This is a genomic window from Arthrobacter sp. NPDC093125, from assembly GCF_044754225.1.
In the GTDB taxonomy this organism is placed as follows: Bacteria; Actinomycetota; Actinomycetes; order Actinomycetales; family Micrococcaceae; genus Arthrobacter.
In genome coordinates, this window is record NZ_JBIVOQ010000020.1 from 33217 (window position 1) to 58430 (window position 25214).

The 25214-nt window shown below is 64.4% G+C and carries 33 protein-coding genes and 1 pseudogene; 14 read left to right on the forward strand and 20 right to left on the reverse strand.

The features are described 5' to 3' along the window. Positions 1-4: 4 nt before the first annotated feature. The 5 genes from ACIP9X_RS21115 to ACIP9X_RS21135 form a co-directional block, all read right to left on the reverse strand. Positions 5-1582, reverse strand: coding sequence for a GH1 family beta-glucosidase (locus tag ACIP9X_RS21115; protein WP_400481706.1), 1578 nt, complete (start codon positions 1580-1582; stop codon positions 5-7). Positions 1583-1643: 61 nt separating this feature from the next. After that, on the reverse strand, positions 1644-2036 hold the full coding sequence (locus ACIP9X_RS21120) for a VOC family protein (RefSeq protein WP_400481707.1): 393 nt from the start codon (positions 2034-2036) through the stop codon (positions 1644-1646). A 131-nt stretch (positions 2037-2167) separates the two neighbouring features. Continuing rightward, the gene (locus ACIP9X_RS21125; RefSeq protein ID WP_400481708.1) at positions 2168-2554 is read right to left on the reverse strand and encodes a hypothetical protein; all 387 of its coding nucleotides are present in this window, start codon (positions 2552-2554) and stop codon (positions 2168-2170) included. Continuing rightward, on the reverse strand, positions 2551-3039 hold the full coding sequence (locus ACIP9X_RS21130) for a J domain-containing protein (RefSeq protein ID WP_400481709.1): 489 nt from the start codon (positions 3037-3039) through the stop codon (positions 2551-2553). Before ACIP9X_RS21130 ends, ACIP9X_RS21125 begins: the two co-directional genes overlap by 4 nt. A 10-nt stretch (positions 3040-3049) precedes the next feature. Continuing rightward, entirely contained in the window at positions 3050-3472 is a 423-nt protein-coding gene (locus tag ACIP9X_RS21135; RefSeq protein ID WP_400481739.1) for an Hsp20/alpha crystallin family protein, read from the reverse strand. A gap of 137 nt (positions 3473-3609) precedes the next feature. Here ACIP9X_RS21135 and ACIP9X_RS21140 point away from each other — a divergent pair, with 137 nt between their 5' ends. Beyond that, positions 3610-3924: a MerR family transcriptional regulator gene (locus ACIP9X_RS21140; protein ID WP_400481710.1), complete on the forward strand. Its 315-nt coding sequence runs from the start codon at positions 3610-3612 to the stop codon at positions 3922-3924. A 16-nt stretch (positions 3925-3940) separates the two neighbouring features. On the opposite strand, the gene ACIP9X_RS21145 is transcribed toward ACIP9X_RS21140, so the two are convergent. Then, on the reverse strand, positions 3941-4261 hold the full coding sequence (locus ACIP9X_RS21145; RefSeq protein ID WP_400481711.1) for an MmcQ/YjbR family DNA-binding protein: 321 nt from the start codon (positions 4259-4261) through the stop codon (positions 3941-3943). Positions 4262-4324: 63 nt separating this feature from the next. After that, the gene (locus ACIP9X_RS21150; protein ID WP_400481712.1) at positions 4325-5104 is read right to left on the reverse strand and encodes a phosphatase PAP2 family protein; all 780 of its coding nucleotides are present in this window, start codon (positions 5102-5104) and stop codon (positions 4325-4327) included. 163 nt (positions 5105-5267) lie between these two features. On the opposite strand from ACIP9X_RS21150, the gene ACIP9X_RS21155 reads away from it, so the two are divergent. Beyond that, positions 5268-5522 carry a hypothetical protein gene (locus tag ACIP9X_RS21155; RefSeq protein WP_400481713.1) on the forward strand — a complete coding sequence of 85 codons (255 nt, stop codon included), beginning with the start codon at positions 5268-5270 and terminating at the stop codon, positions 5520-5522. Positions 5523-5735: 213 nt separating this feature from the next. Next, the gene (locus ACIP9X_RS21160) at positions 5736-5912 is read left to right on the forward strand and encodes a hypothetical protein (protein ID WP_400481714.1); all 177 of its coding nucleotides are present in this window, start codon (positions 5736-5738) and stop codon (positions 5910-5912) included. 35 nt (positions 5913-5947) lie between these two features. Here ACIP9X_RS21160 and ACIP9X_RS21165 read toward each other — a convergent pair whose 3' ends face one another. Further along, positions 5948-6820 (reverse strand): NAD-dependent epimerase/dehydratase family protein, encoded by an 873-nt coding sequence (locus ACIP9X_RS21165; RefSeq protein ID WP_400481715.1) that lies wholly within the window; start codon positions 6818-6820, stop codon positions 5948-5950. Positions 6821-7180: 360 nt separating this feature from the next. Between ACIP9X_RS21165 and ACIP9X_RS21170 the strand changes: the two genes are divergently transcribed. Continuing rightward, positions 7181-7924, forward strand: coding sequence for an ANTAR domain-containing protein (locus tag ACIP9X_RS21170; protein ID WP_400481716.1), 744 nt, complete (start codon positions 7181-7183; stop codon positions 7922-7924). Between the two features lie 288 nt (positions 7925-8212). On the opposite strand, the gene ACIP9X_RS21175 is transcribed toward ACIP9X_RS21170, so the two are convergent. Beyond that, complete coding sequence (locus ACIP9X_RS21175) at positions 8213-8650, reverse strand: Hsp20/alpha crystallin family protein (RefSeq protein ID WP_400481717.1); 438 nt, start codon at positions 8648-8650, stop codon at positions 8213-8215. Positions 8651-9206: 556 nt separating this feature from the next. Here ACIP9X_RS21175 and ACIP9X_RS21180 point away from each other — a divergent pair. Then, positions 9207-9551 carry a hypothetical protein gene (locus ACIP9X_RS21180; protein ID WP_400481718.1) on the forward strand — a complete coding sequence of 115 codons (345 nt, stop codon included), beginning with the start codon at positions 9207-9209 and terminating at the stop codon, positions 9549-9551. A 95-nt stretch (positions 9552-9646) separates the two neighbouring features. Continuing rightward, positions 9647-10264: a mucin-associated surface protein gene (locus ACIP9X_RS21185; protein WP_400481719.1), complete on the forward strand. Its 618-nt coding sequence runs from the start codon at positions 9647-9649 to the stop codon at positions 10262-10264. A gap of 14 nt (positions 10265-10278) precedes the next feature. Here ACIP9X_RS21185 and ACIP9X_RS21190 read toward each other — a convergent pair whose 3' ends face one another. Continuing rightward, positions 10279-10893 (reverse strand): TetR/AcrR family transcriptional regulator, encoded by a 615-nt coding sequence (locus tag ACIP9X_RS21190; protein ID WP_400481720.1) that lies wholly within the window; start codon positions 10891-10893, stop codon positions 10279-10281. Between the two features lie 186 nt (positions 10894-11079). Here ACIP9X_RS21190 and ACIP9X_RS21195 point away from each other — a divergent pair, with 186 nt between their 5' ends. The 3 genes from ACIP9X_RS21195 (at position 11080) to ACIP9X_RS21205 (ending at position 12804) form a co-directional block, all read left to right on the forward strand. Beyond that, the gene (locus ACIP9X_RS21195) at positions 11080-11322 is read left to right on the forward strand and encodes a hypothetical protein (protein WP_400481721.1); all 243 of its coding nucleotides are present in this window, start codon (positions 11080-11082) and stop codon (positions 11320-11322) included. 169 nt (positions 11323-11491) lie between these two features. Next, positions 11492-12037, forward strand: a complete 546-nt coding sequence (locus tag ACIP9X_RS21200; RefSeq protein ID WP_400481722.1) for a sensor histidine kinase — start codon at positions 11492-11494, stop codon at positions 12035-12037. A gap of 101 nt (positions 12038-12138) precedes the next feature. Continuing rightward, positions 12139-12804, forward strand: coding sequence for a nucleoside/nucleotide kinase family protein (locus ACIP9X_RS21205; protein WP_400481723.1), 666 nt, complete (start codon positions 12139-12141; stop codon positions 12802-12804). A gap of 15 nt (positions 12805-12819) precedes the next feature. On the opposite strand, the gene ACIP9X_RS21210 is transcribed toward ACIP9X_RS21205, so the two are convergent. Continuing rightward, entirely contained in the window at positions 12820-13065 is a 246-nt protein-coding gene (locus ACIP9X_RS21210) for a hypothetical protein (RefSeq protein ID WP_400481724.1), read from the reverse strand. A gap of 116 nt (positions 13066-13181) precedes the next feature. Then, positions 13182-14258: an LLM class flavin-dependent oxidoreductase gene (locus tag ACIP9X_RS21215; protein WP_400481725.1), complete on the reverse strand. Its 1077-nt coding sequence runs from the start codon at positions 14256-14258 to the stop codon at positions 13182-13184. Positions 14259-14632: 374 nt separating this feature from the next. On the opposite strand from ACIP9X_RS21215, the gene ACIP9X_RS21220 reads away from it, so the two are divergent. Then, the gene (locus tag ACIP9X_RS21220) at positions 14633-15151 is read left to right on the forward strand and encodes a hypothetical protein (RefSeq protein ID WP_400481726.1); all 519 of its coding nucleotides are present in this window, start codon (positions 14633-14635) and stop codon (positions 15149-15151) included. 100 nt (positions 15152-15251) lie between these two features. On the opposite strand, the gene ACIP9X_RS21225 is transcribed toward ACIP9X_RS21220, so the two are convergent. The 4 genes and pseudogenes from ACIP9X_RS21225 to ACIP9X_RS21240 all read right to left on the reverse strand — a co-directional run. Further along, positions 15252-17075: a S8 family serine peptidase gene (locus ACIP9X_RS21225; protein WP_400481727.1), complete on the reverse strand. Its 1824-nt coding sequence runs from the start codon at positions 17073-17075 to the stop codon at positions 15252-15254. 257 nt (positions 17076-17332) lie between these two features. Beyond that, positions 17333-17731, reverse strand: coding sequence for a cupin domain-containing protein (locus ACIP9X_RS21230; RefSeq protein ID WP_400481728.1), 399 nt, complete (start codon positions 17729-17731; stop codon positions 17333-17335). A gap of 306 nt (positions 17732-18037) precedes the next feature. After that, a complete protein-coding gene (locus ACIP9X_RS21235; RefSeq protein ID WP_400481729.1) occupies positions 18038-18775 on the reverse strand; it encodes a glutamine amidotransferase in 738 nt (245 codons plus the stop codon). A gap of 44 nt (positions 18776-18819) precedes the next feature. Further along, positions 18820-18984: pseudogene (locus tag ACIP9X_RS21240) on the reverse strand (GntR family transcriptional regulator); the annotation flags it as partial. Between the two features lie 255 nt (positions 18985-19239). Between ACIP9X_RS21240 and ACIP9X_RS21245 the strand changes: the two are divergent. Then, the gene (locus ACIP9X_RS21245) at positions 19240-19383 is read left to right on the forward strand and encodes a hypothetical protein (protein ID WP_400481730.1); all 144 of its coding nucleotides are present in this window, start codon (positions 19240-19242) and stop codon (positions 19381-19383) included. 394 nt (positions 19384-19777) lie between these two features. On the opposite strand, the gene ACIP9X_RS21250 is transcribed toward ACIP9X_RS21245, so the two are convergent. Next, positions 19778-20113, reverse strand: a complete 336-nt coding sequence (locus tag ACIP9X_RS21250) for a hypothetical protein (protein ID WP_400481731.1) — start codon at positions 20111-20113, stop codon at positions 19778-19780. 239 nt (positions 20114-20352) lie between these two features. On the opposite strand from ACIP9X_RS21250, the gene ACIP9X_RS21255 reads away from it, so the two are divergent. From ACIP9X_RS21255 to ACIP9X_RS21265, 3 genes are read left to right on the forward strand one after another with little or no spacing between them, the layout of a single operon-like run. Further along, entirely contained in the window at positions 20353-22191 is a 1839-nt protein-coding gene (locus ACIP9X_RS21255; RefSeq protein WP_400481732.1) for an ABC transporter ATP-binding protein, read from the forward strand. Beyond that, positions 22188-23126, forward strand: a complete 939-nt coding sequence (locus ACIP9X_RS21260; RefSeq protein WP_400481733.1) for an NUDIX hydrolase — start codon at positions 22188-22190, stop codon at positions 23124-23126. Before ACIP9X_RS21255 ends, ACIP9X_RS21260 begins: the two co-directional genes overlap by 4 nt. Before the next feature lie 39 nt (positions 23127-23165). Next, positions 23166-23492 carry a DUF6221 family protein gene (locus ACIP9X_RS21265; protein ID WP_400481734.1) on the forward strand — a complete coding sequence of 109 codons (327 nt, stop codon included), beginning with the start codon at positions 23166-23168 and terminating at the stop codon, positions 23490-23492. A gap of 40 nt (positions 23493-23532) precedes the next feature. On the opposite strand, the gene ACIP9X_RS21270 is transcribed toward ACIP9X_RS21265, so the two are convergent. The 3 genes from ACIP9X_RS21270 to ACIP9X_RS21280 all read right to left on the reverse strand — a co-directional run bounded on the left by ACIP9X_RS21270 (position 23533) and on the right by ACIP9X_RS21280 (position 24913). Continuing rightward, the gene (locus ACIP9X_RS21270; protein WP_400481735.1) at positions 23533-24105 is read right to left on the reverse strand and encodes a DUF1992 domain-containing protein; all 573 of its coding nucleotides are present in this window, start codon (positions 24103-24105) and stop codon (positions 23533-23535) included. Between the two features lie 138 nt (positions 24106-24243). Next, positions 24244-24435 carry a hypothetical protein gene (locus ACIP9X_RS21275; protein ID WP_400481736.1) on the reverse strand — a complete coding sequence of 64 codons (192 nt, stop codon included), beginning with the start codon at positions 24433-24435 and terminating at the stop codon, positions 24244-24246. A 253-nt stretch (positions 24436-24688) separates the two neighbouring features. Beyond that, positions 24689-24913 carry a hypothetical protein gene (locus ACIP9X_RS21280; protein ID WP_400481737.1) on the reverse strand — a complete coding sequence of 75 codons (225 nt, stop codon included), beginning with the start codon at positions 24911-24913 and terminating at the stop codon, positions 24689-24691. Positions 24914-25214: the final 301 nt, after the last annotated feature.

The window sequence follows — 25214 nt, forward strand, 5'->3', positions numbered from 1 at the left end:
AGGGTTACAGCCCCAGTGGCTGCGCATCGCCGTCGGGCATTCCACCGTCCGCAACGCCCGCGGCCTCGGCAACAGCACTCGCCGGGGCCACTTCCTCCGGAACGGCGGCGGCCGCAACGGCGGCTCCTGCAGCCGTGAGGAGTCTCCGCTCTTCGAGGAGTTCCTGGAACCAGTAAAAGGAGGCTTTGGGCGTCCGCTCGAGCGTCTCATAGTCCACATGCACCAGGCCGAACGGCTGCTTGTAGCCGCCGGACCACTCGAAGTTGTCCATGAGGGACCACACGTAATAGCCGCGGAGGTCCACTCCCTCAGCCTCGCCGCCCGGGGCCGTGGCCCGCAGCGCCGTGCCGATATGGTCCGAGAGGTAACGCAGGCGGCGCTCGTCCGGGATGAAACTGCGGTTGGTGGATTTGTCCCGCACGATGATGTCCTCGAAGCTCGCCCCGCCCTCGGTGATGATGACCGGCGGAAGATTGGGATAGCGTTCGGACATTTCCTTCAGCGCGACGGACATGTACTCCGGCTTAACCGGCCAGCCGTAGGCCGTGGTTTCCGTGTCCGGCCAGGGCTCGATGTGCAGCGGCGCGCCCGGAGTGGCGGCACTGAGATCGTCTCCCATAGCCTCGGCCATCGCTGCGGGGACCGGGCTGTCACCGCCGCCGGCGGCCACCCTGGTGGGCATGTAGTAGTTGAGCCCGTAGAAATCCAGTGGCTGCGAAATCACGGCCATGTCCTCATCGGGGTGCTCGAAGGACGAGAAGAACTTCCCGAGGCGGACGAGGTCGGGGTACTTTCCGGTCAGGACGGGGTCGGCGTAGAGCCGGTTCTGTGCCACGTCCATGGCTCCGGCGCTCATCCAGTCCAGCGGATTGGCGGAGTTGGGCACCATCGGCGAGTAGACGTTGGTCATACCGATCTCCCCCGGCACCTTGGCCGCCCGCAGCGCCTGGAGCGCCAGCCCGTGGCCGAGCAGCTGGTGGTGGACGGTGGGCAGCCCGTTCGCAAAGTCCGCCTTCCCCGGCGAGTGCAGCCCGAGGGCATAGCCGTTGGTGGTGACCGTTGCAGGCTCGTTGATGGTCACCCAGCGTGCCACCCGGTCCCCGTAGGCCGCCGCGGCAATGGCGGCAAACTCCCCCAGCCGGTAGGCCGTGTCCCTGTTGAGCCAGCCGCCTGCCTCGTCCAGGGCCAGGGGGGTGTCCCAGTGGTAGAGGGTCACCATGGGGGAAATGCCGCTGGCGAGGAGCTCATCCAGCAGCCGGTCGTAAAAATCCAGCCCGGCCCTGTTCACCGGGCCGCTGCCGTCAGGCTGGATGCGGGGCCACGAAAGCGAGAACCGGTATGAGTCGATCCCCAGTTCCCTCATCAGCGCAACGTCCTGTGGCATGCGGTGGTAGTGGTCGCACGCCACGGCGGGACTGTGGCCATCCACGATGTTTCCCGGCTTGGCAGAGAAGACGTCCCATCCCGCCTTCCCCCGGCCGTCCTCATCAAGGGCACCCTCGATCTGGAACGCGGCAGTCGCCACTCCCAAGGTGAAGCCGGGCGGAACCATGGCGGCCAACTCTTTGGCGGAAGTATGCATTTGCGGGTCCTGGTTCGTCGCGGGGGTGGTCAGAAGGATAAGTTTGCCTCAAGCGGGGCGCTCAGGACATCATGCCACTCTCCTGGATCACTGAAATCACGTTGCCTGCCGGGTCCTTGAACCAGGCGATATCCGGTCCCATGCCCCGCGCGATGCCTTTGTCGTCGGTGGGGAGATTCGGATCGTCGTAGATTTTGGTGCGGACGCCGGCGGCGTTGAGCTCATCAACTGCGGCTTCGACGTCGTCGACAACCAGGTTGAACACGGTGAATGTGGCGGGCTCGTGGTTGTCTTTGGGGTAAATCATGATCCTGTGACCCTCGGGAGTTGTGAGCTGCAGGAAGCCCATCTCCATGTCCTCCACGGTCAGCCCCAAGGTCTGTCCGTAGAACTCCTTAGCCTGCGCCACATCGTTGATGCTGAAGCTGGAAAATGAACCTTTTGGCTTGAACATGGCCTTGCTCCTTTGACGGCCCGAACTCGCGGCACCTTCCAGAATGGCACACGGCTACCTGGCTGACGAGGGCCAGATCCTGCAGGAAAGCGGGCGCGCCCGCGCGGCGGGCGCACTTCGGCAGGGACGCGCTAGTGCATCACGGCCGGGCCGAACAGGAAGTCCTTGGCGTGGGCCACGGCTTTCTTGAAGGCGTCATTTCTGAGGGCAACAAGGTGCTCAGGGCCGTCCTCGGCTGGTTCGAGATAGCCGGTGAATCCGGGGCGAAGTACCCAGATGTCCCCGGTGGGCGGCAGGTAAAAGACACCGAACGACCGGTTCTGGCGGTCCTCGTTGCTCCAGATGGGCACCACGGCCAAGGCGGCCCCCGTTGCAGGGTTGATCCACTGCGCCCTTGGAAGCGGCTGCTCGTGGGCTTCAGGGTCCAGGAAGGGAGCGGTGCCCTGACCCCAGCGCTGCTCAAACCGCTCGTAAAAGGCCGGAATTAGATGCGAGTCGTATCGGCGCCAATCGCTCATCGTTTTTGTTCTCCTCGGGGATCAGAACGTCCATTGGCCCAAGGCCCGCTTTCCCACCGGACCGGCGTCACGCGAAACGGCGGCTCCACGTGCCGCACGCGCCGGATGGGAATGTCCCGGGCAGAGGCCCCGGAATTAACGGGCACTGGCCGGCCGCCGGGAGCTTTGCCGGCGGCGGAGGGGTCTCCGGCCGGTTGCCCGGTGCGCGGCCGGTCCTGCGGCGAAGGACCGGCCCTCGCAGCTGCTGTGCCGGCGCGGCGCTCCCGCCTGAGGAACTCCTGGTCATAGGCCAGGCGGCGCTTCGGGTCGTGCAGCACCTCAAACGCCTGCATGATGAGCTGCAGTTCGGCCGGTACAGCGGTGGGGTTGTCCAGGTCGGGGTGGTGCGTCCGCATCAGGGACCGGTAGGCGCGCGCGATCTCCCGCTGGGTGGCCGTCCGCGGAACGTGCAACACCGCGTAGTGGTCAGTGAAATCGCTGGACATGGGCCGGCTGCTACGTTCCGATTTCGTGCATTTCTTCCTTGCGCGCGATTTCGATCTTGCGCGGCTTGGCCTGTTCGGCGACCGGAATCCGAAGTGTCAGGACGCCCGCGTCATAGGTGGCCTTGATGTTGTCGGCGTCCAGGGTGTCGCCAAGGATCAGCTGGCGGCTGAAGACGCCGCGCGGCCGCTCAGCCACCACCAGTTCCGCGTTCGGCTGTGTCGGATCCTGGCGTTCGGCCCTAACCGTAAGAACATTCCGTTCCACACTGAGATCGACCTTCTCGGGCACGACGCCCGGCAGATCAAACGCGGCTACGAATTCCCCGTCCTCCTGCCACGCGTCCATCGGCATAGCTGCCGGCCGCGCAGCCGTTCCGAAGACCTGCTGGGTGAGCCGGTCCAACTCCCGGAACGGGTCGGTACGGATGAGCATCATTTCCCACTCCTTCAGTCTGCGATGAATAGATGGTCACCACCGGTATCTATGGTGGTTGATATAGATTTTTTATAACACCCGTGTCAAACTGGTGCAAGAGTCACTGCAGTAGATTTTCAACCGAGGGATGTACCGTGGCAGATCAAGGCGGAGACAGAGGGCTCTACGCCATTTCGGTGGTCGCGGAGTTGCTCGGCACAGGCCAGCAAAACATCCGGCTCTATGAGCGGCGCGGGTTGCTCACGCCTGAGCGGACATCCGGGGGCACCCGGCAGTACAGCGAAGCGGACCTTTTGGTCCTGCGCCGGATCGGAGAGCTCCTGGATGAGGGCCTGAACCTGGCGGGCGTGGCCAAGGTGTTGGAGCTTGAGCTGGACAACGCCAAGCTCCGCCGGCAGCTCGAACGCGCCCGCGCGCGCATCCAAAGGCAGGCCGACGACGGCGGGTAGCAGTCCCGCACGGAACTCACCTCCCCGGGGCCCGCATCCGTCCGCCGGCCAGAAGGAATGACTCTTCCAGCAGCTCGGCGAGTTCGCCGTCGTCGAGCCTTGAAAGCCGCACGAGAACCAACTGCGGCGACCGCTCATGGTGCGGTGTCCAGAAGTAGGTGGCGGGGTCTGTTCCCGCGAGGGCCTCGCGCTCCCTGGTCTTCACCGTCAGCACACCCTCGTCCCACATGCGGGCCATAAGGGTTTTCGCGAACCACGCTGGCTGGTTCCAGCTTCTACGTTCGACGACTCCGGGCAGGGCAAGGCAGACCCGGCGGACGTCGGATTGGGTGACCATGCCATACTCTCGCATCGGCTGGCATCAACAGCAACCCTCGCCCTGTCCTCCGTTCAAAGCGCGTCAGTCGGCCTGCGTGTCGGCCCTGGAAACATCTTCAGTCAGGGGCTCACCGGGAATGCGCACGGTCCGCCACGTGTCCACCGCAATCACAGCTCCCAGCACCACGAGCGACACGGCCACGGAGCCGATGGCGTCGCTTACCCAGTGATAGCCCAGGTAAAGCCTGCTGAGAGCAGCCAGGGCCACTCCGAAGCCGGCCAGGACGAAGCCGGCGGCGGTGACGGCAGGTTTCCTGTGCCGGGAAAACACCAGGAAGGCGGTCACCAGCAGGAAGTTGGAAGCCCCCAGGACGTGCCCGGACGGAAAGGAGAATGTATGGTCGGCCCCGAACAGCATGAGCTCCACGGGCGGGCGGGTGCGTTCCACGGAACGGCCTATGACCTGTGCGAGCCCGACCCCGGTGAGCATCGCGGCGGCCAGCAGGACAGGCCGCCAGGCCTGTTTGGCGAGGATCCCCCAGGCGGCAGTGACCACCAGCACGATGATAGGAAGCGCCACCGGGCCGAAGATTACGGCAAGAATGATCATAAAATCGGTCAGCGGCTCTGACCGGGTGGTGAGCAGCCACCTGTGCGCCGATTCGTCCGCGCTCGCCAGGCCGTCCCTCTCAAGCACGCCCGTCAGCGCCAGGACGAAGACCCCCGCACCCACTATGGCCAGGACAGCGGCAACGACATAGAGTTTTTTCCGCACCGCTGCGTCGACGTAGCGTTCCTCGACAGCAAACTTGTCGTGAAGCACCCTCCGCCATCCGGTCTTGCCTGCCGATCCGTTCGCCACGTGGAAGCCGCCTGTGCGCCGAAGTATCAAATGGTTTTGTGGGATGAGGGTACCTTTTTCGGCGCCGGCGCGCTGCAGAGAAACGGCGCGCGTGTCCCTTACAAAGCCGGGCAGGCGCTGTTAGCGTGGGGTTTCCCAGCCCTACGAGGATTCAGGAGACGAGATGAGCACTGAAGACACCGGCACCGGCGAGGATGGTCGACCCGACGCAGCGCGGCAGGAGCCCGGCGGCATACCCGGCTCGGAGAACGGGGCCGGGCTGGGCGCCGGGGAGCCCAACACCTTTGAACCGGAAGAAGGAACGGACGGCAGCGACAGTTCGCCGTCCGGGAGGACTTCCGGGGAAACGTCCGTAGCGACAGCCGAGGACACGCCTGACGTAGAGGAAACACCGGTCGAAACGAGCGAACCGAGCTGATCGGACACTGAACGGCTGGCCGTCCCGTCGCCGGCCAGCCGCTCATGGCCAGCGGTAACCGGCCAACGGGCCTCGGCCAACCGCCCAAGCCCGACGCCCCGCCTCCGCCCGCCCCGATGCTCTGTGCTGGAGTCCGTCCGCGGTGGATAATTGGACACACACTGGAGTGGCAACGGGGCTACGGAGGATTCCATGAGGATCGTCGGAACGCTAGTGATTATCTGGCTTATCATCGGCGGCTTCGCCGCTTTTCAGCGGGGATATTTCAGCGGTTCTCCGGATTCCTGCGCGGAAGCGGGCACGGTGGCCATCACCGTCGTAGCAGGACCCCTGAACTACATGGGCGCCAACCCCAAGATCGACTGCCAGGTGCCGCAACCTTCGCAGTAGCCAGGCGGCAGCAGGCGCCCTGTACCCCAGTACCTTCAGTCCTCCGTGGGCGTGGTGCGGTTGGAGTGATAGGTCCGCCAGCTGTGCTCGGGAGCGAACCCGAGGAGCCGCCTGGCCTTGTCGATGGACAGCATCGTCTCGTGCTCCCCCAGCTCCTTGGTCACCTTGACGTCGGGGAACACCTCGGCAGCGAGGCTTGCGCTGGAACGGGTCATCACAGTGTCCTCATTGGCGATGATAAAAGCCTCAAACCCGGGTCTGCCGTACTCCAGTGCGCGGGCCACTGCCTGAGCACCATCGCGTCCGTCGATGTAGCCCCACAGGTTCCATTTGCGCAGCTTCGGATCAGCATCAAACGAGGGGAAATTCTCGTAGTCCTCGGGATCCATCACGTTGGAGAAGCGGAGGCCTGTGATGCTGAGCTCCGGGTCCCAGCGCGTCATTTCGATGGCCATTTGCTCCTCCAGGTGCTTCACCAGCGAGTACGTGCTCTCCGGCCGGGCCGGGTACTGCTCGTCGACCGGAATGTAGGGAGGGTCGACGTCGAACGGCAGTCCCAGCACCGTCTCGCTGGAGGCGTACACCACCTTTTTGATGCCGGCCCTGCGCGCCGCCTGGAAAACGTTGTAGGTGGACAGCATGTTGTTTTCGAAAGTGGCGGCATCCGGCACGAGTCCGGGCGCCGGGATGGCACCCAAGTGGACGATCGCGTCGAATCCCTGGTGCCGGTCATCCAGGCCCAGAATCACGTCCAGGACCTGGCCGTAGTTCCGCAGATCCACGAGCGCCAGAGCGGGGCTTCGTTCTCCTGTCCGGTCGAGGTTCAGGACGGAATGCCCGTCTCCACTGAGCCTGCGGACCACATTGCGCCCAAGCTTTCCGCTTCCGCCGGTTACAGCAATTCTCACGAAGGTCTCCTCTGATTGTTCCGCTGGCGGGCCCTCGTCGAAGCCCTTTCTGAATGACCGGGTGTGCGGCCGGCTTTCATCCACCCAGCCTAGGTGCGGCGGCGCGCTCCCGCAGCCCTTTTGGCAGGCCCTGTGGCTCGCGCAACGGAAGAGCCGATGGGGCTGACCTGTGTTTATGTCCGCGACTCGCTGTCATAACGCCTTTCCAACTGGTGTATATAATTTCTCGGTACGGTTTAGCAGAAGGCCGTTGGATAGTTGTACGATCCGGCTTCTAGCTGCCGCTTACCGCTCCCCTTCCGTGGAATGCGCTGCGCCCGCCGGCTCGTCTTGACCTGAGCGAAAACGGTACTGGGAATCGTGGCCAGCGAGTCGACTGCAAAATCTGAAACGTCAATTACCGAGCATCTCAATGAAATGGTGCTCGCCAGCTCCGATGTGGAGGAGTTCCTTCACGAGCTCGCACGGGTTTCCGCCCGCAGCCTCTCCGAACCCGGCGACGAGGTCCTGTGCGGTGTTACGCTGCTGCGCCACCGCAAGGCGGCGACTGTGGCCAGCAGCTCGCCCGAGGCCCAGGCCATGGACGAGATCCAGTATGACTTCGGCGACGGCCCTTGCATGACGGCTTCACGCGAACAGGTGACCGTCCACATTAGCGACGTCGGAAACCATGAGCGGTGGCCGCAGTATTCGCGCACGGTGCTGGACAAGGGCGTGCGTTCCATCCTGGCCATCCCTTTCCGGCTTGAAGGCGAGACACGCGCAGCCCTGAACCTTTACTCACACCGCCCCGGCCGGTTTGAGGGACGGGTCCTGGCCTTGGCGGAGGACTTCGTCTCACAGACATCCATGGCCCTGCGGCTTGCAGTGCGCTTCGCCCATTACAGTGACGCAGCTGCCAACCTTAAGGCCACCCTGGAAACGCGGACCGTGATCGACGTCGCCGTCGGCGTCATCATGGCGCAGAACAGGTGCAGCCAGGAGGAGGCCTTCGCCTTGCTCAAGGCAGCCTCCAGCACACGGAACATCAAACTCCGCACCGTGGCGACAACCATCGTGGATTCGCTGGGGCAGGGTCCGGCGAAGACCCACTACGAGGGGTAGCAGTTCAGTATTCTGCCCCTCGGGCCGGAGCCCGGCAGGAACTCCCTGGGCAGTTCCGCGACCGGGATGATCACAAGATCCTGCACCTTCCAGTCCAGCGCTGCGCATTCTCTCCGCGCTTCCTCGAGCGCCTCAAGTGACGGATGGGGGCCGCCGGCCGGCACCACGAAGGACTCGATTTGGAAGACGTGCCCCTCATCGCGGACGCGGGAGCGTGCAGGTCGTCGACTCTAACCAAGACAGTGGCAGCGGCGGGGCGCGGGCTCCCGGTTTTGCAGGCGAATATTGCTAGACGGCAGAGCCTGGCGCAGCGCCGGCACCCCGGGAAACATGGATCTTGCGTCCCCCGGCTTCAGGTTCCTCAGGCAGTGGAATGCGGACTTCGAGGATCCCGTCGGTGTACGAGGCGCGGACGTCATCCTCCTTGACGGGAGCGGGCAGGCTTACCGTGCGGGCGAACGTGCCGTAGCGGAATTCAGACCGGTAGCCCTCTTTGCCCCTGTGCTCGGACCTCTCCTCGTGGCGGACAGAGATCTGCAGCTGATTGCCTGTGAGCGTGATGTCCACGTCGTTGTCCGGGTCGATGCCGGGTACCTCGGCTTTGACCACCAGCGTCCCGGCCTCGCGGTACTCCTCTACGCGGAGCCAGGAGTCCAAGTCCCCCTCAAGGAACCTGCGGAACGGCTCCGGAAAGTCAACGCCGGCCCGGCGGAGAATGTTGGCCATCGCTGTTACCTCCTGTCAGTTTCCGGCCCGCTCCGGCTGAAGGACGGGCCGGGATGGGTTCCAACACCAATAACGTACGCCCGCGCCTGCAGCTTGTTAAGGCTTGTTTCGGCCTGCCCCGCCGGCTCATTCGGGATTCCTTGGGAAAACCTGGAAGTTTCCTGATGGGGACCCTGCAGCCTCGCTGCCGGGGGGCCGTTCTATTCGCCTTCACCCCCACTCCCGGCGGGGCGGGCCGGAATACGGGGGCAGCGCGTAGGGATTTTCACAGGAGCTTCGCGGGATAGTGACCTTGTCCGGCAGTGAAGCCCACGTAAGGAGTGCCCCATGAAGAAGCTGTTGCTCCTGTGCTTTCCAGTGCTCGCCGTTGCCGGACTCCAGGTTTGGAGCCATGCATTAGCAGAGCCAGATCCTGTCCAAAGACCGGGGATATTGGTGCCGGGCGTGACTGTTGCCAGCCCGGCTGCCCACGTGCAGGGACCCTCCCGATCATCGGATGTGCAGCGAGGACCCAGCGCAGTGACCGGGACCGGGACCGGCGACTTTGGGGGCCGTAATGGGCGCTAGCTTTCCGGACCCGCAGCAGCGCCGCGGGCAAGAGTACGGGCCGCAGCTGGAAGCCGGGCTTGGGGAGCACCAGCAAACCGGCCGCTGCTGGCGGCCCCGCCCAGTTCCGGATGCGGGAGCCCTTCCGGCCACCCGGCCCGAACGGACAGCAATGCGCCAGCAGGTTATCGATCTCATCCTTGACATCATTTCTGCGACAGACCCGCAGTCCGAAGTCAGGCTCAGGCTGTTGCGCCACCTGGCTGCCCACCCCGATTGTCCCGAGCAGGCCCTGCTGTGCCACCTGCTCGAAAACTCACGCCGCCCCCTCGCAACGCACCGCCTCCCGAATTGAAGCTAAGTAGGCTTATGATTGTCCAGCAACCGTCACCGGACGGGGCCCCGCAGCTTGGAGCGGCCTGCGGGACTTAGTGGCAGAGGCTGGGAACGATGATGGATATGCTGCACGGCAGGGGCATGCGGCAGCGCATTGCCCTGGGGCTGGCGGCTGCCGGCATCGCGGCAGCCGCCGCCGTGGGGTGTTCGCCGGTTCCGCCGGACCTCGACCCTGCCGCCAGCCGGGAGCTGCAAAGCCGCGTCCTGGCGGTCACGTCAGCGGCTGCAAGCGGAGACCCTGCTACCGGACTAAGGGCCCTTGATGAACTGGTGGATCACGTGACCAGGGCCGCTGCTGACGGCGAGGTGTCCTTCAAGCGCCATCAGAGCATCATGAAAGCGGTGGAAACCGTCAGGCCAGACTTGCGGTCAGCCGTTGCGGCGAAGGCCGCATCAGCCAAAGCTGCGGCAGAGAAGGCGGCGGCGGCGAAAGCTGCCGCAGAGAAGGCCGCGGCCGACAAAGCCACAGCAGACGCTGCAGCACAGGCCGCAGCCACAGGAGGCGCAGCTGTCCAGAGCATTCCCGCCCCGCCGGTTCCAGCTACTTCGGTAACGGCGGCACCACCCCCGCGCACTCCGCCAGCCGAGGAGAGCGCCGCCGAGAAAAACAACGCCGCCGAAGACAACAGGGCCAAGGGTGCGGACAAGGGCAAGGGCAGGAAAGAGGGATGACGGACCGGCGTGCCTCAGCTCCGGTGGTGTGCGATCAGCCAGCCGGCCATCTGCTGCGCCCGCTTGGACGCCAGGAAGTCACCTTCCGTGGCCGAAATGATCGACCCCTTCATCAGAATGTGCCACGAGCGGGCAAACTCTTCCGGGTCACGCAGCCCCGCCTCCTCGGCCAGCGCTTTGAGGTGGCCGCGGATCCGGGCAAGGTAGCCGATACTGGCCTCACCCAGGGGGTGCTCAGGACCCATCTCAAGAAGAACGTTGATGAAGGTGCAGGCCTCGAAGTCGTCGCGCTGGAACCAGTCACCGAATACGTCAAAAATAGCCAGCAGGCGCCCCTCGGGCGTGCTGCCCCTGCGTCTGGCCTCGGCAACGATCAGATCAACGGTCCAGACCTGGTCGCGGAGTGCAAGGAAAGCGAGAACCAAGGCGTCCTTGGAGGGGAAATGCCGGTAGAACGTGGATTTGGCCACCCCGGACCGCTCAATGAGCTCATTGATGCCGACATCACGGATGCCACGACGGGAGAAAAGCTCGTAGGCAGTGGCGAGTATCCGGTGCAGCGGTTCGTTCTGGGCAGCACGAACCCCTTGGGGCAGCAGAGTGCCCTCTCTTGCATCAGGTACCTTCATCAGGAAATACTCTACCGCGTGAATGGACGAGACAGACCAGTCTGTCTTATGGTGGGTACCAACAGTATGCTTAGTTACCCGGAATCCTCCGTTACCAACCAGTGGAAAACGTCAGCTGGAATTCCTTTCCGCTGGAATCCGGATAACGCCGCAGACAGCACTGCAATGGAGCAGAGATAGGAGCGCATGATGGACGATGACGACATCCGGGCAGTGGAGGAAGCCGCAGCCACGCTGGAATCCGAGAGCGTTGAGCACGAGCCCGCCGCTGTGACGCTTCAGACTGCAGTGGCAGCAGCCGTTACCCACGGCAAACCCATCCGGGAGGTGGCGGCAGCCGCCCACATGACGGCACTGGAGGTCCTCGACGCTGCTGATGCGGTGACGTATCCGCGGCAGGCGCTCCAACCGTCGGCATTCGCCGGGTAGCGCCGCCCTTGGGGGACCGGCGGATACCTCGGCCCGAACAGCGGCGGGCAATCCTGATCCGATCCTGAGGAAATACCGCGCTAAGCCTGATCGTTCCGCGCCAGCCTTAATGCAACAGCCCGAATCATTCCCGGGACTCGCATTAGGACGCAAGGAGACGGCGGTCGCCATGAACAGCCCAGCAATTCTCGAAGAAGTGGCCGAAGCGCGGGACCTCATCGGCGAACCGGAGCCGGCTGACTTCTACAGGCTCGGACTCGCGGGCTGCATTGACAGGCTGACTGTTCCGCTGCGGCGCCAGGGCACTTGTGTCCACTGGGAGACACCGCACCACTGCCTCGAGATTTCGGCCAGTTGCGCATCCCTCCTGTACCGGTCCGCGCAGGTCACCCTCAATAACGCGTTCCGGCATGCCCATGCCACCGACGTCACCGTCCGGCTTTCCGCCGTCTTCCACGGCATCCGCCTGACCGTTGCCGACAACGGCACCGGTATGCGGCAGGGCGCCGTGCGTCGTGGCTCCGCACGGCACGGTGCCGCCGGGAGTGCTTCGGCGGGGAGTACCGCATTTCAGGCCGCATCCTCCGAGGGCGGGCGGCGAAGTCCCGGTCTGCGGACGATGGCCGCGGAGGTTGAGGAAGCCGGTGGAACGGTCGCCATCGCTTCGGATCCTGAATCGGGCACAGCTGTCACCATCACGATTCCGCTCGACTAAGTCAGGCAACAGGTCAGGCGAAGCCGGGCCGCGGCTAAGTCGGCGGCAGCCGCCAGCCGAGCGCCCCTCGCCCGCCGGGGACCTGGCTTAGGATTTCCCGTATGACGATGCGCAATGTCCAGGCGCCTGCCGTGCGGGCTTTCGACTCCCCCGACATCCGTCAGGCCGTCACCGCGCTGCGCCTCAAGTTAGCCGGCGGCGCCCGGATCGTGCTGGGCGTTGTAGGGGCTCCTGGGGCGGGGAAATCCACCTTCTCGGCCTGCCTCGCGGGTGCGTTCGGCCCGGAGGAGGCGCTGGTGGTTCCCATGGATGGCTTCCACCTGGGGAATGCGATCATCGACGGCACACCGCTAAGGCAGCGCAAAGGCGCTCCCGACACGTTCGACGTCGGCGGTTATGTTTCGCTGCTGCAGCGCCTGCGGCGCCGGGATGAGGAAGTGGTGTACGCGCCCGACTTCCGGCGGTCCATCGACGAGCCGGTAGCCGCGTCCATAGCCGTGCCGGCGGCCGTTCCGCTCATCATCACCGAAGGCAATTACCTGCTCAGTGAAGACCCCGAATGGCAAAAGGTACGGGCACAGCTGGACGAGGTGTGGTTCATCGACACCGCCCATGAACTGAGGCTTTCCCGCCTTGTGGAGCGCCACATGCTTTTCGGGATGGACCGGCCGGCGGCCGAGGCGTGGGCGGCCGGCTCGGACGAAGCGAACGCACGGCTTATCGCCGCCACGCGGCACCGGGCCGACCGGATCATCACCTGGCGCTGACCGCCGGGCAGCCCGCTACTTTTCCTCCGAGTCCCACATGCCCGACTCGTCCGCCGCCTCTTCCGGCTTCGGGCCGGAGTCGGTTGCGCCGCTGCCCACGTAGCTTGCGGGCACAGTACCAGCGGCCTGCGTCAGCTGTTCTTCGCGGATGTTGTGCGCGTTGCCCGCACCGGGGTGGGGCTGACCGTGCTCGACGGCGTCAGGGTCGCCGGGGCCCTGAAGTTCGGGAGACTCGTGTGCCGGGTTGTTGGGGTCGCTCATGGAACTGCCTTTCCCTCGGGACTGCATGTCATCCGCCGTCGGGCGGTCTGCGCCGCGCAGAGCCAATGGCTGCCGGCTGCGGCGCAGCAGGACCCCAGTCTATGTGGGCGGTCGGTTTAAGTGGACGCCAGCCCGGCCCCGCGAACAGGCTCATCTGAAATTGGTATCTTCGGCCGCCATCCGAAGGCTGGGGCAACATGCGTGGCGATGCTTTCGAGCATTTTTGCGTTGTAGTCCACGCCCAGCTGGTTCGGTACCGTGAGGAGCACGGTGTCCGCGGCCTTCACAGCGGCATCGTTCGCCAGCTCTGCGGCGATGACGTCAGGCTCGCCTATATAACTTTTGCCAAAACGGGTGAGGGCGCCGTCAAGGGGACCCACCTGGTCCCTGCTCTCGCGCAGGGCGCTGAGCCCGAAATACTGCCGGTCCTCGTCGTCGGCCAGCGGGATGACGCTGCGGCTGACCGAAATGCGCGGCTCGCGGCGGTGGCCTGCCGCCGACCACGCTTCCCGGAAGAGTGCGATCTGTTCGGCCTGCAGCTCGTCGAAAGGAACTCCGGTGTCTTCGGTCAGCAGCGTGGAGCTCATGAGGTTCATCCCTTGTTCAGCTGCCCAGACAGCTGTCTTGCGGGTGCCGGCGCCCCACCAGATCCGCTCTTCCAGCCCCTTGGAACGCGGCTGGATGGGCAGCAGGCCGGTGGCCCCTCCGGAGTAGCGCGGATCGGCTTCCACTACTCCTGCGCCGGCGACTGCCCTCAGGAACTCTGCCGCATGCCGGCGCGCCATGTCCGCGTCTGACTCCCCCGGACCCGGAACGAAGCCGAAGGCAGCGGCGCCATTCTTGGCGGGCTCGGGTGAACCCCGGCTGATGCCCAGCTGCAGGCGGCCGCCGCTGATGAGGTCCGTGGCGGCGGCTTCCTCCGCCATGTAGAGCGGGTTTTCGTAGCGCATGTCAATCACGGCGGTGCCCAGCTCAATCCGGCTGGTCCTGGCGGCGATGGCCGCCAGGAGCGGGAACGGCGACGCCTGCTGCCGTGCGAAGTGGTGCACCCGGAAGAACGCCCCGTCGAGGCCCAGCTCCTCGGCGGCGGAAGCCAGCTCGATCCCCTGCAGCAGAGCTTCCGCTGCCGACCGCGTGCGCGAACCCCGGACAGGTCCCCAGTGCCCGAATGAGAGGAAGCCGATACGTTTCATGTCCTGTCCAACGCTCCCGCCGGAGCTGCCATTCCTTCACCGCCCGCTGCTCGCGTTCATTGACTGGTCGCCCAAGCAAGTAGCCCGCTGGGACAAGGACGGACGACGGCGGCCACTGCCGCCGTCGTCCGTCCGCCACAACCATTAATGGTTACAATTTCTCAAAAACAATCGCCGACCATCACTTCCGGTTGTACCCTTGGAAGTACCGGATCCTCGGGACATAAGAGGATCCGCAGCGACGGCCCCGAGCTGGAGCGGGTGCCCCTACATAAGCGGACAGGAACGGCTGACAAAGCCTGCCACAAGCACCGTGATCGGCCAGCTGCCCGGACACATCTACAACACGTGCACAGCTATGCAGGAGCAATAGAATGACCACTTCTCCAATTCAGCGGCGCCCCTTGGCAGCCAAGCTCGCGTTGGTTTCGACCGTTTCCTTGGGACTGCTTGCCGGTCCCATCGCCCTCGCCGGCCCGGCCAACGCCGCCGAATATCCCAGGAATGACAACAAATGTACGGTCACTGCCAAAAAGCCGGACATTGTGGAAAAGAAGAGAGGCGACAAAGACTACGGCAAGGCTGTCAAGGTCGTCTTCAAGTTCAAGATCGACTGCGACAAGCGCACTCACGTTTACTTTGACCAGAAACTGTTCAAGGTGACAAAGGGCGACAGGGCCAAAGAGATTAAGCGGCCTCACAGCAAGGGCTGGGTATGGGTCGGACGGCATCATGACGTAAAGGTTGAGGTAGACAAGGTATTCCCGGAGCGCAATAAGAAGGAGCTCACGGTTTACCACTTCGTTAAGATCGTCTACAAGGACAAGGGCGACTGGAAGCGGCACAGTGACGAAAGCGAAAAGAAGACCATCTACTTCCGCGGCTACAAGTAAAACCGCGTCCCGGGCAAACTGATTCGGGATTAGGAAGAACGACGGCGGCACCACGGTGCCGCCGTCGTTCTGCGTTCTTACGTTTATCCTCAGCGCCCGGCTACACCGACCCGGTGGTGAAGGTCCAGGTGTACGTAGTCAGGCTGTTGCCGGCGAGGTCGCGGATTGCTGCCGGACCGCCGGCAACTGTGACCGAGTACTTAGTCTTGGCGGCCAGCGTGGCGGACGGGTTGAGGATCCACTCGTTTGTGGTTCCGTAGCGGGACACCGTCGCCGCCATGGTGGCACCGGTGGCGGTGTTCTTCACCAAGATGGTGCCGGTGCCCGCGCCCTGGATGGCCTCGCTGAAGGTGACCGCGATATTGTTGGCCCGGCGCACCAGGGACGCCCCTGGCCGCGGGGTCACCGACGTGACCACCGGAGCCGGGCCCGTGGTGAAAGTCCAGCTGGTGTTCGTGAGCGGAGTACCGGCAGCATCACGGATGGCGGTAGCCCCGCCGACGAGGGTCGCCGTGTACTTCGTGTCATTCGTGAGGCTGGACGCCGGATCGAGCGTTGCCGTGCGGGTGGTGGCGTCGTAGGTGACGGCAGCCGGCACCACGGTCCCGGCCGCGTTCTTCAGCACGAATGCGCTGCCGGTGACGCCCTGGACAGCCGAGCTGAAGGTCGCGGTGACGTTGCTTCCGGCGGCAATGCCGGTGCTGCCGGAACCCGGAGTGCGGGCCGTAACCGTCGGTGCAGGGGCCGTGGGCGCAGTGACTATTGGCGCAGTGACCGTGCCTGCAGCCGGGTCCAAGTACAGCAGGCGGTTCGGCGTGCCGGCGGTGGCAGCCGTGACGGAGCCCGGCGTCGCACCGGAGAGCAGCTGGGTGGCTACCGCGGCGGGCGCAGCTTCAGGTGACCGAGAGAGGACCGCAGCTGCCGCGCCGGCTACATGCGGAGCCGCCATGGACGTGCCGCTCATCGAGGCCGTGGCCGTTGTCGAAGCTGTTCCGGCCGACGTGATTCCTACGCCCGGCGCGTACAGGTCGACGCAGGCGCCGAAGTTTGAAAAGGATGCCTGGCGGTCCGATGCGTCGCTCGCTGCCACGGTAAGCGCGTCAGGGACGCGGGCAGGCGAGCTGGTGCATGCATCGACAGCGGAGTTGCCGGCCGCAGCCACCACCGTGACGCCGTCATTGACGAGGGCCTGCACGGCCGAGTCCACCATAGTGCTGGCGGTGCCGCCAAGGCTCATGTTGGCAACAGCAGGCGTGCCGGTCTGGTGGTGCACGGCCACCCACTCCAGGGCTGCGATGACGTCAGAGTTGAAGCCGGACCCCGCGCAGTCCAGGACTCGTACGGGAATGAGGGTGGCTGCCTTTGCCACGCCGTAGGTCTTGCCCGCGATGGTGCCAGCCACATGGGTTCCGTGGCCGTTGCAGTCCCCCGTGCCGCGACCGTCGGCAACAGCGGTCCACCCGGCGCCGACGCGGCCGCCGAATTCGGTGTGGGATCCGAGGATGCCGGTGTCGATCACATAGGCGTTCACTCCAGTGCCTGACGCCGCCGACGTGTACGAGCCGGACAGGGGAAGGGCGCGCTGGTCGATGCGGTCCAGGCCCCACGGTGCCGACTGCTGGGTCTCGGAGGTCGTGACGGGAGCATCGATTTCGACGGCGGCCACCAGGCTGGAACGTACGAACTCAGCAGCCTGGGCGGCGGTTGCGGTCACCACCGCGCCCCGCAGGGCCTTCTCGAAGGTCCGTCCGACGGCGATCTTCCGCGAGCGCAGTTTGCCCGCCTCCTCCGCCACGTCCGTTCCGGCGGTGTAGCGCACCAGGTAGCGGGCAGTTCCGGACTGCTTCGAACCGGCGGCAGCCGAGCCGGCAGCCGAGTCAGTGGCACCGCCCGCCGTTGCGGCGGTTACACCCGCAGAGGTCACTGCGAGTGCCGTCAAAAGCAGCGTGGCCAAGGCGGGGCGGGTTCGTAGTGAAGAACGAATTTTGGGGTTCCTTGAGGATGGAGGACCGGTGGGAGAGGCCAACCTTCATGGCCAATTCCAGTGTATTTTTGGTCTCCTCAAAGAACTCCGAACCTTGCTTTTTCCTTCGCCAATGCTTGGAATCCTGCGCAAGCGCCGGAGTGATCCTGCGCTGCAGTCCGGAATGCGACGGCAGGCGCAGGATCAATGGCTGGCGTTCAGATGCGGGCGTGCTGTCCGTGGCTGGACGGCCGGCCGAACGAGGCCGCGCCAAGGAACTCCACGGCCACGAAAGGTTCGGAACCTACCACCCATTCGTCGTGTCCGGGGGGAATGGCGTAGGTGTCGTTGGCGCGGATGGTCTTCACGAGGCCGTCGGGCGTGGCGATCTCCAGCGTTCCGGAGATGCAGAATCCGAGGTGGTTGTGCTGGCAGAATTCCGTCTTCTCCGTGGGCTGGGAGTTTTCAGACCAGCGCCAGCCGGGGGCCAGAATGAGCCGGGCCACGGAATAGTCGTTGACACTGACGAGATCCACCTGCGCCTTGTCCGGGTATCTCTTTTTGTCCGGGACGTCGAAGGATTTTACCGAGAAAGCTGTCACGTAGTTGGGTGTCATGGCGCTGCCTGGGACTAGGGTGAGACCTTGAATTATGGGCACTCCGGGTGGAGAGAAGCTGAGGGTCTGCGGTTTGTCGGCTGTAGCCTGGCTGCGCAAACAATCCGCGGGTGTGCGGCTGCCCCCAGTACGCACGTGTAACAGGTCGGTGTTGACGTAGTACAACGGTAGCCTCCGCCGTCCCGAAGTCAATGGGCGAAAAACTCATCCGGCCTGGGGCCGGTTCCCGCTCCCTCCCAAGTCCCAAGGAAGAGGACGACGGCGGGCCGCCGCCCGCCGTCGTCCTCTTCTGTCAGTAATCGAACCTCAGTGATCGCTCGCGTAAAGCTTGACGAAGTTCCGCAGGATCTTCATTGGTTCCGTCGCGGTGAAGGTCCTGGCAGCAGCCATCAGCTCTTCTGCGGACTCGGGCGGAAAATAGCCTGCGTGGCGGTAGATGTCGATCCGGGTGACGAGGCCTTCAGCATCCAGCTCCGGGTGGAACTGTGTGGCGTACAGGTTCTTCTTGATGCGGAACATGTGCACCGGGCAGGTCTCCGAGCTCGCCAGCAGCACCGCATGGGACGGAAGGACCGTACAGCCTTCCTTGTGGCCGGTGAAGGCCGTGAACTGCACCGGCAGCCCTGCCAGCAGCGGATCCTCCAGCCCCTCCGGACTCAGGCTGATGGTCACCCCGCCCAGCTGCTCCCCATAGGTCCGGTCTATCACCGCCCCCTGATGCAAGCCCAGGGTGCCGACGCCGTAGCAGGCACCGAGAAACGGGAAGTCCTCGGCGACGATCCGGTCCAGCAACCCCGCGAGTTCACGCTCCACCCGGTGCTGCGTTTTGGACTTCTTTTCCGGCGGATCGCTGGAAGTGAAGGGGCTGCCGCCAACGATCACCCCTGAATGGTCGTCCAGGTCCACCTCCGGCAGCGGGCCCTGCTCCAGGCGGATCCTCTGCAACTGCGCAGGCTCCAGTCCTCCGTACCGCAGATAGGCCTCGTACTCGTCCTCGGCGGCAACGTCCTCTGCCCTCGAGGCGAGCAACAGAAACGGCTTCATGGCTGCTTGAGGAGGGCAGCGTCGGAAACAAGGTCACTGCGCTCCGCGGTGATGGCTTGGGCCCGCGTGGCCCGCGACACCCCCAGCCGCTCGGCAAGATCACGCTCCCCCGGCAGCGTGTCCCCGGGGCCAAGCTGGGCCGATTCGATGAAGTCCATCAGCTGTTCCACCAGCTGCTCGTAGAGCCGCGGGCGTGACCCACGCGAGATCTGTTGCGTAGCTGTTTCTTCGGCATGACCCGTCCTCCCCGCGACATTCTCAGGCCTAGCCTACTTCCGGAGTGGTGGAGCTGCTCCCCCGGAGGCTCGAAAAGTACCGCCGCCTGGGCGTAGCTTTCCCGGCCGGGCTGCAGCTGCTGACGGCTAGCGGGAACGCTTGGTTCTTGACAGCCGATGAATGCGGGAGCTAGATGAACTAGGTGATGCTCACGGCACACAAGGGCACTCAGCAGAGGAGTGGCAGTCATGACTGAGAATCTGGAAGGGATGCAGCGCATCCACAGCGAGGCTCCTGCCGAAGGGGATGAGACCGCTGATCCCACAGATATCCGCATGCATTCGCAGGACCCCGCCGAGGGCGCCGATTCCCCGGACGGGCCCGTCAAGTAGGCATCCGCAACAGTGAGGAACTGGCAGCTGACAGACTCTTCTGCAGGTTCTAACATAGCCGTAACCCGCGGGTAATCCGCGCGGGTGAAAATTAAGTCTCAGTATCCAACTGACTGGCCTTTGCTAACTGGGGGCAGCCACTCGACGAGGAAGTCACGAGGCATGAACAGTCACGACAACAACACGTCCGAATCCTTCCGGCAAGCCGTGCGCGCCGACGAACGGCCGGACCTAAGAAGCATTCACGTCCGCGAGGATGTGGCGCGGGCAGGCCGTTGCGGCAATGTGCATATGGCAACAGGCCGCACGTGCATCCTGCCCGAACGACATCACGGTTCGTGCGAGTTCGTACGGCCGGATGAGGCGAGCGGCCTCACTCCGTAAAGCACCGCAGTCAGGTCGCCGGTTCGCCAGCCAGGTCAGCCGCCGGAGCAAGCATCCACCGCTCGCCGTCGGGTTCGTGGCTGATGACCACCGAGGCGCTTTCACCGTTCGCTGCATCGATAGCGGCCAACAGCGCATCCTGCATTTGCTGGGCATGCGCGAGTCTTTCCTCCATCGTGCCCGGGAGGTTGCTGTTGTCGACGAGGATGTGCGCCCTGCCGTCGACCACAACCTTCAGGGAATACCCCGTCTCCTCGTGAACTGATCCACGGGAGGACGCGATTTCTGTGACACGGTCCGCACGGACCATACTGTGGCTGATCGTGCGAAGCCACACGCCTCCCATGAGAACTCCTTTGCTCGCCGCATGCGGAAGGAATTGTCCCTCAGTGAAACCGTAGCCCGTGAAACCCCGGTTGTAAGCCCCCAATTTCAGATTGGCCACGTCGGTCATGGGTTTCATCGTCGCCGAATAGGGTTTCCCCAAGCTCCGACATCATTTCCCCAAGTTCCCCCCGCGATAGTTGACGGCACAAGGAAAGACGCAACGGGTCTATCCGGGCTACCGGTTGACGAGGGGGACAAATGTTTCGCACCTTTTGGCGGTTCCGTAGGGCGGCTGCTCCACACGCCTGGGCAATGGGCGGCGGCGCGCTGCTGGTCATTTTTGTCGCAGCAATGCAAGTGGCACTGCCCTGGCCGATGAAGATCATTGTTGACGACGTCCTGCAGCCGCTGGGCAAATCGGGCACGGAAACGACCCCGGAGTTCTTGGGTCTCGGCAGCCTGAACCCGCTCCAGCTGTTGCTGCTGGCTGCATCGGCGCTGCTCGTCCTGACGGTGATGAATGCCGCGGCGGATTATCTGGGGACACTGCTGCTCAATGGCGTCGGCGAGAAGACCATGGCCACTATCCGGGCGGACGTCTTCGTGCACCTTCAGCGCCTGTCGCTGTCATTTCATGACAGGCAGCGGCTGGGCGACCTTGTCACCCGGACCACCACGGACGTGGATTACGTCCGTTCCCTGATGGTGTCGATGCTTTCCGTGCTGCTGCCGAACATTTTCATTCTGGGCTTCATCACCACCATCTGCGTTCTCGTGGACCCGACGTTCGCATTGATCGGCCTGGCAGTTGCTCCGCTGATGTTCGTGACCGTCCTCGTGTACCGGCGCCGCATCAAGAGCGCTTCCAAGGAGGCCCGCAGCAAGGACAGCGACATCGCAGCGGCCATGTCCGAGACGTTCGCTTCCGTGCGGGTGATGCAAACGTACACCAGCGAAACGCAGCACGAAGAGGCCTTCCGGTTCCGGAACGACGGGCGCATGAACGCCGGCCTCAAGGTCATCCGGCTACAGTCGATGTTCTCTCCCCTGGTGGACGTAATTGCCACACTGGGCACCGTGCTGGTGCTGTGGATCGGCGCGCAGCGTGTACTGGACGGAACCATGACGCTGGGCCTGCTACTCGTCTTCATCGCCTACCTCAAAGCGATGTATTCGCCCATGAAATCCCTGGCGAAACTGACCACAGTGATCAGCCGCGGCCAGGCCAGCGCCGAGCGCATTCAGGAAATCCTGGACACCGCTCCGGCCATTGCGGATGAGCCCGACGCTGTCCCCGCCCCGCGCCTGACTGGCAGGGTGGAGTTGCGGAACGTCAGCTTCGGCTACCAGGACCGGGACGTGCTGCACGAAATCAACCTCAAGGCCGAACCGGGAAGCCTGGTGGCCATTACGGGTCCCACGGGCGCCGGAAAGTCGTCCATTGTCAGCCTGATCCCGCGGCTTTACGACGCCACCGCGGGGACGGTGCTGCTCGACAGGATCGACATCCGGAAGCTGCAGGTACCCACAGTCCGCAAACAGATTTCAATGGTCCTGCAGGAGTCCATCCTGTTCCGCGGAACCATCTACGACAACATCGCCTATGGCTGTGAGAGCGTAAGCCGGGAGCAGGTGCTGGCGGCAGCAGAGGCAGCCTACGTAGACGAGTTCGTCCGCGACCTGCCCCAGGGATACGACACCCCGGTGGCAGAGCGGGGCGTCACGCTGTCAGGCGGGCAACGCCAGCGCATCGCCATAGCCCGCGCGCTCATGCGGGATTCACCAATCGTCATCCTCGACGAACCGACGTCGGGCCTGGACGCGATCTCCGAGCAGTACGTCATGCAGGGGCTCGACCGGCTCATGGCCGGACGCACCGTGATCGTCATCGCCCACAGGCTATCCACGCTCAAGCGTGCCGACAGGATCTACGTCCTCAACCATGGCCGGATCATCGAAACCGGCCGGCACGAAGAGCTTGTCGCAGCAGGCGGCCTGTACAGCCGGCTCGATGAAATTCAGCACCCCCAGGAACCCGCGATTCCGGCCCTGGCCCCGGTACGGGCTCAAAGCATGCAGACGGAGGCAAGAGTATGAGTAAGACCAGGCTGCCCACCTACGGGGCACTGCCCTGGCGCATCGGAACCAAAGGGGCAGTCGAGGTGCTCCTGATCCACCGCCCCCGTCACGGCGACTGGTCCATCCCGAAGGGCAAAGCCGAACCCGGAGAAACCGGCCGCGAATGCGCGGCACGGGAAGTGCGGGAGGAAACCGGCTTTGACTGCCGCCTCGGAGCAGAGCTACCGCCGATTAGGTATGAGGACAGAAAGAACAGAGTCAAGACGATCCGCTACTGGGCTGCGGCTGCCGAATCGGGGCATTTCACTGCCAACCAGGAAGTGGACGCCATCCGCTGGCTTTCACTGCCCGCAGCCCTGCGCACGGTGACAGAGCCGCGCGACCGGCCTCCGATCGTTGCACTGGGCACCCAGCTTCAGCTGCAGCTGGGGGTGAGGCCAGTACCGGAACGGGAGAAGATGCTGTTGCTCGTCCGCGGCGCCCAGGTCATCAGGGGCGGCAACGACCGCGCCGACAGCGGCGCGCTGCCAGCAGGCGCCACCGGACTTGCCGACGCGTCACTCGCGGCTTTGGGATCCATGTTCGAAATCGAGCGCGTCCTGTCCGCCCCGTCGCCGCGCTGCATCGGCACGGTCGCTGAACTGGCGCGGCAGGAGTCCCTGGAAGTGGAGCAATCGCATCACCTGGCCGGAGGAAGCCTCGAAGCCACCCTGGACCTGGTGGCGCAGCTGCGCGGGAGGGGAACGGTGCTGTGCACCCACGAGGACGTCATGGCTGGCGTCCTCGCCCACCTCAGCCGGCACGAGCGGACTGTCCTGAACAAGCGTTTCCGCGTCCGGAAGGGATCGGCATGGGTTGTGACGGGTGACGGCAGCCGGTACCGCTCCGCCTACTATCTTCCCCTGTCCGCGCCGGCCCCCGAGGGAACCCAGAACGCGGGTTCCGCCCAGTAGCCACGTGCCCGCACTTCCGGCCGGGCGTACCCTCGGATTGTGGACATTGTCGAATTCCTGTCCGCGCGCATCGCGGAGGACGAGGCCGCGGCCAGTCGTCTTCTGCGCGACCGGACGCTGTCCAAGTCAGCGCAGTGGTACGAGGAGCGGCTCCTGCTCGAGTGCGCTGCAAAACGCAGGATCCTCGTGATCGTCGAGAACGCACGGCAGACGGCATTGGCGGCGCTGGTCAGCAACCCTTACGGCGACGGCACCCAGTGGATTCCCGACGCCCTCCAATGGACCACCCTGTCGCTGAATGCCCTGGCTCTGCCATATTCCGACCATCCTGAATTCGAGCCGCACTGGCTCTCCGACGGCCGGTAGAAGGACAGCCGGAACCAGGACCGGCCTTAGGGGCCTGCCCCTAGGACCCGCCAGTCCAGAGACGCTGCCACCACGACTTCCTGGGTTGGGGCTCGGACGGTCCTTCAGCAGCAGAGGTGGCAGCGGCGGCGGCACGGCGCTCCCGCCAGCGCTGTACCTCGACGCCGGGGTCCCTGGTTTGGGTGATCACCGGCGGACCGCCCTGAAGCTGGCGCCGCGCGTCGATGACGCGGGCGTTGAAGTCTTCAACGAGGTCCCGTACCTGTTTTTCCGAGTACTGCGTATCCAGCCGGGCATCGAGCTCCGCGTCCTCTGTCCGTAGGAGGATGGCCTTCGGTCCCACGCCTGTGAGATGCTCCCGCTGGATGAGGCCCTTCACCCACCAGTCGGGATCGTAATTCGTTCCCAGCCCGGGAATCGGCTTGCCGGCGTATTTCAGGTTGTCAAACTTCCCTTGCGCCATGGCGTCCCGGATGAGGTATTCGACCCTCGCCGGGTCGGAGACCTTCCCGCGTTTTTGCCGCTCCTCTTCCTCAGCGGCGTTGAGCTCGGCTTCTTCCTCCGCAGTGATGCCCGCGCCCCTTGCGGCACGCAGCTCGGACAGCCGCTCCATTTTGCGCCTAAACTCCTCGGCCGCCCCGCCGCCCATCGTCAACCACCGCTTTCAGCCCTGGATTTTGCCCTGGCTTCCAGTATTCCGACGGTCCGGCTGCCTTTCAACGGCACTTTGACCGGCCTACGTGGGGTCGGCCTACATGGGGTCCGGCCAGTTCCCTATCCTGGCGCTGTCCGAGCCAAGAACTCCTGCAGGGCCGCCCGTTACCTGTCCGTCCTCACCTGCAGAACGGACCGCGGGTTGTGCCGGCGGGCTGGCGGGGTCAGGATTGAGGTCATCGGCGTCGGCCTTAGAGGCGGCTGGAACCTCGGCCATCGGGTGTTTCATCGCTGGATCCGTCCTTCGGGCAGTGGTTTGCGGCCGCCCAGTCCGACGTGTTCAGGCCCGTCATGCTGACTGCCCCGCCCGGCCGCTTCATGCCCTAAGAGTAGAGTCGCCCTTTGCGGGACGGATCCGTGGTCAGTACGCGATTTTTCAGCCAGGCGGCTACCTGTTCACTCGGTACCAGCTAGACGCGGAAACCACGACGGCGGGAGGCAGCCCCGCCGTCGGCGGGATTCCCCCAGAGCCCCGCTTCAACCTACATGTGCTCTGCCCCGGGATCCTTCTCCGGTTCCGGCTTCTGGTCTTCACTGTGATCCAGAACCTGCCACACGACCACTGCCCCCGTGACAGCGGCAGCCACAATTCCAAGGACCATCCAGGCAATCCTGGAAGCCCCTCCCCTGGTGCGGGACTTACCCTCCGCCATAGTCAAGGCGTCCCTGACGTGTGCCTTGTTCGCAGCTCTTTTCAACTGAATCATCTCCACCTTTCGGACTCCGCCCGCAGCGCGCCCGGCTCCGTGCGCCTGAAATATCCAAATAGTAACGGAGGTGAGGTGCCTGTGCTGTACGGCCAGGGCCGCGAGAGCCAGGTCTTTCCCGGTCGCTTCCACAGGACCTTGACAAAGCTGCCACGCAACAAGCTAGATAGTAAGTACGCTTATCAGTTGTTGCTCCAGACGTGCAGAATGAACTGGTCCCCGATAGTTGGACCGGGTTAGTAAGGGCCTAAGCCGCGAGGGCCTGGCTTCGGTATTGTATCGGGCTCAGGCCCTTGAGCTT